Below are 3643 nucleotides of genomic sequence, written 5' to 3' on the forward strand. Positions count from 1 at the left end.
AAGATTGAATATTTGTAAGTCTTTTCCCTTTTGTTGTATCGAAAGATAACTTAAATAAAACTGACTAGAATAAAAAAAGGGGAATTTTACCCCTTTAAACTACACTGGAAAATCTTCACTTTTAAACCATCACTAGGACGAGGACTAGGAATATTTATCATCTCTAAGTTTTGGTCTGGTAATAGTTCCCAATGACATTTACGAACTAAGAGACTAGTGCAGCTTGGCGAAAGTAATCCACCAGATTTTTACAGAAACTTTCGTGACTAGCCACGACAATGTGTTTCAATGAAACTAACGGAAGAATCTCGAAGTTGATGTCCATGATAAAAGCATTGCCAATTAACCTCTCCAACCTACAGAAAACAGTACTCCAACAAATAGTGAGAGGGACAACAAACCCCTATCGCCTTGTTAGACGAGCCAAGCTAATCTTAGCCGCAGCATCAGGAGAGAGCAATAGTTCGATTAGTCGAAGATTAGAATTAGACCGGGTACAAGTGCGTCAGTGGCGATCGCGATGGTTTGAGGAGAGAGAAAAACTGAGTGCCGCCGAAGAACAACAGGTAACGGAGAAAGCATTAATGGTCTTGATCAAAGGAATTTTAAGCGATCGCCCAAGACCTGGAACAACAAAATCCTTTACGGTCGAACAAGTAGTCCAGATTGTAGCGATCGCTTGTGAAGAATGTGAAAAATCAGACAGACCAGTGAGCCATTGGACACCTTCAGAGTTGGCGGATGAAGCCATAAAAAGAGGAATTGTCGAAAAGATTGCCCCCCGTAGTGTGGGGCGTTTTTTAAAAAGAAGCGACATTACAACCACATCTCGTTCGTTACTGGTTAAATGCCAAAATTGATGATCCCTTAAAATTTAAAAAGCAAGTTAAATATATCTGTGAACTTCATCAAGAAGCTAAAACTTTGTTAGAACAAGGAATTCATTTAATTAGTACAGATGAAATGACAGGGATTCAAGCTCTTGAGAGATTATTTCCGAACAAAAGAATCAAGCCTAAACAAGTAGAAAAAATCGAATTTGAATATGAAAGACACGGAACTTTAAGCTTGATTGCGAACTGGGATGTGGCAAGAGGAAAAGTTGTTAGTCCCTCTATTGGACCGACAAGAACAGAATAAGATTTTTCTGAACATATCCAGAGAACGATTAAGATTGATGAAAAAGCAGAATGGATTTTTATTGTAGATCAACTCAACACTCATAAATCGGAAAGCTTAGTCAAATTAGTAGCAGAAAGCTGTGGAATTACTATTGATTTGGGGAGAAAAGGAAAGGAGGGGATTTTGCAATCTATGGACAGCAGAGCAGATTTTTTATCAGATGAATATCATCGAATTCGCTTTGTTTATATTCCCAAACATACATCGTGGCTTAATCAAATTGAGTGTTGGTTTTCGATCTTAGTCAGGCGTTTACTCAAAAGAATTACTGTCCGTTCAACTGAAGAACTATCCCAAAAAATTCTCAATTTTATTGATTACTTTAATCAACATTTTGCTAAGCCGTTCGTTTGGAAATTTAAGGGCTTTAAAGATCATAAGTGACTGATGGATTATTTTTGCTAAGCTGCACTAGCAAAGATTTTCATTTCCAATCTAGCAAATTCTTTGCCTAAACATTCTCTTAAACCTCCACCAAAAGGAACATAACCAAAACGTTTTTGTTTATCCACCATGTTTTCAGGAGAAAAGCGTTCAGGATCAAAGGTTTGATAATTAGGAAAAGTATCACTTTCTTGATGAGTTTGGGCGATTTGATATTGTACTGTCCAATCTTTAGGAATACGATAACCTTCAAATTCAAATTCTTGAATTACTTTTCTAAACCCCCCACCCACTGGAGGAATTAACCTTAAAACCTCTTTTAAAACCTGTTCTAAATAGGGCATCTCTTTTAAATTTTCTGAGGTTATATCCTCACGGGGTGACAAGCCCGTTAAAACCCTGATTGAAAGAGGGTTTCAGCCGTGGCGATCGCTCTATAAATTGTCAAAAACTAGAGGGCTTATTGAGAATAAACAATAATGATAATCATTCTTGCCGTGTGTGTGGGGGGGAGGAGGGTTACACCGTCCTCCCCCCCACAGGGTTGATGCTCAAAATCAACCCCTTGGGCAATATTAGTTTTTATTAAATAATAAAAATTGGTTTATTTTGGATAGTTACATCTAAAATAAATCATCTTCCACTGGTTATTTTATGTTAAGATAAAATAGGGGAATTAAGCCGTCTTATCTATTATGGACATGGCTTGTAACCCTTTTTTATAATTGTTGAGTTTCTGGGGATTATTGCTCATCATAATTGAAATAAAATCAGAGCAAAATTCCCAAGCGTGAATCCAAAGAGAGCCATAAAGTCCTATCCAAAAATTACTATGTCTTCGGTCACGTCTTGATTTTTCAGTTAGACGAGCAATATATTTTCCTTGATTGGTTTGTCGAAATGTTTTGCCTTTTAAAGAAGTAGCAGTGTAAGCGATCGCTATTAATAAAATCAAGGAATTTAGTCGTTTATTATTGGCTTTACTTCCCTCCAAATTATAACCCCCTGTCTTACAATCCTTGAACATAGCTTCAATACCTGCCCTGGCTCGATAGACTTTCAAGACCTCTGATAAACTGTCTAAGTTGGTAAGAATAAACCAAGGCTCTTTTCCTGTTTGCCCTTGTATTTTCTTTTCCAATATGCTCCCACATTAAAGTTTCCAAACCCTTTATTTTTAGTGACTGAAACCCCAGTTAAAAACATCTTCATCCCAGGTTTCATTCCTAACTGCGAAAAAGTTTGATAATCTTCATCATTTTTTTTCTGGTTTGTACCTTGTTTCTGACGAAAAGCGAAGAATAACTTTTGTTTTTTACTTTTTTGTTTCAACCAATAAGCTAATTTAACACTGTGGAATTCTCGGTCTCCAAGAATGACTAACTCATAGTTTTTTAGAAGACAAAGAACAGGTTGAATTAATGCCTGTTGTTCAGATAATCTGCTGGCTCCTCTTTTCCCTAAAAGTGTCCAATAGATGGGTAAAGCCAGCTTTTTCCAGATAACAGCAACCATGAAAACATTTTTATCTTTCCATTGGGTTCGGTCAATTGTTATAATCAGACGAGAGCCAGTCTTAAATTCTTTACAAATAATAGCTTTAATGACAGGAAACCAGAATCTGGGAATGGCTAAAGCTGACAAAACTAGGAATCTCTGGATATGTTTACGACGACTTTAATAAAGGATTGGTAAAGGAAAACAAGCTGCTAACCTTTCTATTCTAACCTGTTTATGTACTGTCAGCAACCACAGTAAAATTCTAAAAGCCTCGAACTGTGTTTGTGTTAAATGTTTGGTAAAATGAGATTCATAAACTGCTAAAAAGCTCATGATTTAAGTTATAAAACGATTAAGGACAATCTGATTATTATTAGCATAAAATCGGATTGTTTTCTCTCTTTTAGGAGTTGACGCTCGCGCATCAAAACAGTTTGGGGGGGCAGGGCAATCGCGTTTAATTTTTGAAAAGCTGACTGCATAAGAGGTTTCGCGATCGCCGTTCATTTGTACTGAAACTCTAAAATCTTTACTGGATCACGCATCTCAGATTTTAATGCGATTGCCCTGTTTGGGG

General features: G+C 36.8%; 2 protein-coding genes and 2 pseudogenes. 2 read left to right on the plus strand and 2 right to left on the minus strand.

What is annotated here, in order from left to right; all coding sequences use genetic code 11:
- Window positions 1-278: 278 nt before the first annotated feature.
- Window positions 279-860, plus strand: a complete 582-nt coding sequence (locus CWATDRAFT_RS30505) for a helix-turn-helix domain-containing protein (RefSeq protein ID WP_007304885.1) — start codon at window positions 279-281, stop codon at window positions 858-860.
- 64 nt (window positions 861-924) lie between these two features.
- Window positions 925-1566, plus strand: a pseudogene (locus tag CWATDRAFT_RS30510) (transposase).
- A gap of 17 nt (window positions 1567-1583) precedes the next feature.
- Here CWATDRAFT_RS30510 and CWATDRAFT_RS30515 read toward each other — a convergent pair.
- The gene (locus CWATDRAFT_RS30515; protein WP_007308570.1) at window positions 1584-1952 is read right to left on the minus strand and encodes a cytochrome P450; all 369 of its coding nucleotides are present in this window, start codon (window positions 1950-1952) and stop codon (window positions 1584-1586) included.
- A 290-nt stretch (window positions 1953-2242) separates the two neighbouring features.
- Window positions 2243-3399: pseudogene (locus CWATDRAFT_RS41560) on the minus strand (IS4 family transposase).
- Window positions 3400-3643 lie beyond the last annotated feature (244 nt).

The organism is Crocosphaera watsonii WH 8501 (genome assembly GCF_000167195.1).
GTDB lineage: Bacteria > Cyanobacteriota > Cyanobacteriia > Cyanobacteriales > Microcystaceae > Crocosphaera > Crocosphaera watsonii.